This window comes from Variovorax sp. P1_H12_2, assembly GCF_056405335.1.
On the sequence record NZ_JBFUCI010000701.1, the window covers coordinates 1 to 1,664 of the forward strand.

The following is a 1,664-nucleotide window of genomic DNA, read 5'->3' on the forward strand; positions in this document are numbered from 1 at the left end:
GCCTTGGGGCGGCCCGGCGCCGGCCTGGGTGGCCCCCACGCGCTCTCACTTCGTGGGGTTGCCGCGCGTCGAGAAGACCGCCGTGCGCCTTCTCGTAGCCGCGATGCCGGCGCTGTTTTCGTTTGACATCGATTCGTGTTTACCCTAGATTACTAACCGGCCGGTCATTAATGACCCCGTCTTCCTTCAAGGGTGCTCCATGACCGCGTCGTCCTTCATTTCCCTTCGTGGCCGTGCCTGGCTGTTGCTGGGCGCTCTCGTACTGGCCGGCTGCTCGCGTCCGCCCGCGGCCGAAGAACCGCTGCGTTCGGTCAAGGTCATCCAGGTCGGCGCCAGCACCTACGACACCGAGCCCGAGTTCTCGGCCGAGGTGAAGGCCAGGGTCGAGTCCCGGCTCGGCTTCCGCGTCGCCGGCAAGATCGCTCGCCGCCAGGCCGAACTCGGCCAGCACGTGCAGGCCGGCCAGGTGCTGGCGCAGCTCGATCCGCAGGACTTCCGCCTGGCCGCCGAGGGGGCGAGGGCGCAGCATGCCGCGGCCCTGACCAATCGCGACCTGGCGCTGGCGGATCTCAAGCGCTATCGCGAGCTGCGCGAGCAGAACTTCATCAGCGGCGCCGACCTGGAGCGCCGCGAGAGCACCTACAAGGCCGCCCAGGCGCAACTCGAGCAGGCCCAGGCGCAACTGTCCGCGCAAGGCAACCAGGCCAGCTACACCTCGCTGGTGGCCGACGTGCCAGGCATCGTCACCGCGATCGAGGCCGAGCCGGGGCAGGTGGTCGCCGCCGGCGCGCCGGTGGTGCGCATCGCGCAGGACGGCGCGCGCGATGTCGTCTTCGCGGTGCCCGAAGACCGCGCGGGCCTGATCAAGCCGGGGTCGGCGGTCACGGTGCGCGGCTGGTCCGGAGGCGGCGAATTCGAGGGCAAGGTGCGCGAGGTCGCGGCCAGCGCCGATGCGGTCACGCGCACCTATTCGGTCAAGGTGGCGATCGATGCCGCCACCGCGCCGGCGCTCGGCGCGACGGTCTACGCGCGGCCGAAGGCGCTGTCGCACAGCGGCGCGCCCGTGCTCAAGCTGCCGACCAGCGCCCTGCGCCAGGAAGGCAGCGGCACCGCGGTCTGGGTGCTCGACCCTGCCAGCTTGACGGTGCGCTTGCAGCCGGTGCAGATCGCGACCGCCGACGGCAACGAGGCGGTGATCGCTTCCGGCCTGGCGCCGGGCATGCTGGTGGTGGCGGCCGGCGTGCATGTGCTGTCGCCGGGGCAGAAGGTGTCGATCTACCGCGACAAGTCGGCGGCTGCGCAGGCGTCGGTGCGCCCGGCCGTGGCCGCGCGCTGAGGACGCCGCCATGACGTCGCAGCAGAACGCCGAACCCGGCAAGGCCGGCTTCAACCTCTCGAAATGGGCCCTCGAACACGCGGCGCTCACGCGCTACCTGATGCTGGTGCTGATGCTGCTGGGCTTCGCGTCCTACTTCCAGCTCGGCCAGGACGAGGACCCGCCCTTCACCTTCCGGGCGATGGTGGTGCGCACCTACTGGCCGGGCGCCACTGCCCAGCAGGTGGCCGAGCAGGTGACCGACAAGCTCGAGCGCACGCTGCAGGAGGCGCCCTACGCCGACAAGATCCGCAGCTACTCCAAGCCCGGCGAGTCGCAGATCATTTTC

Annotated in this window: 2 protein-coding genes; both read left to right on the top strand. The window is 70.6% G+C overall.

Going from position 1 to position 1,664, the window contains the following annotated elements:
- Positions 1–199 precede the first annotated feature (199 nt).
- Complete coding sequence (locus tag AC1D2K_RS34340; protein ID WP_478094860.1) at positions 200–1,336, top strand: efflux RND transporter periplasmic adaptor subunit; 1,137 nt, start codon at positions 200–202, stop codon at positions 1,334–1,336.
- A gap of 10 nt (positions 1,337–1,346) precedes the next feature.
- A partial coding sequence (locus tag AC1D2K_RS34345; RefSeq protein WP_478094862.1) for an efflux RND transporter permease subunit occupies positions 1,347–1,664 on the top strand: 318 nt, incomplete at its 3' end.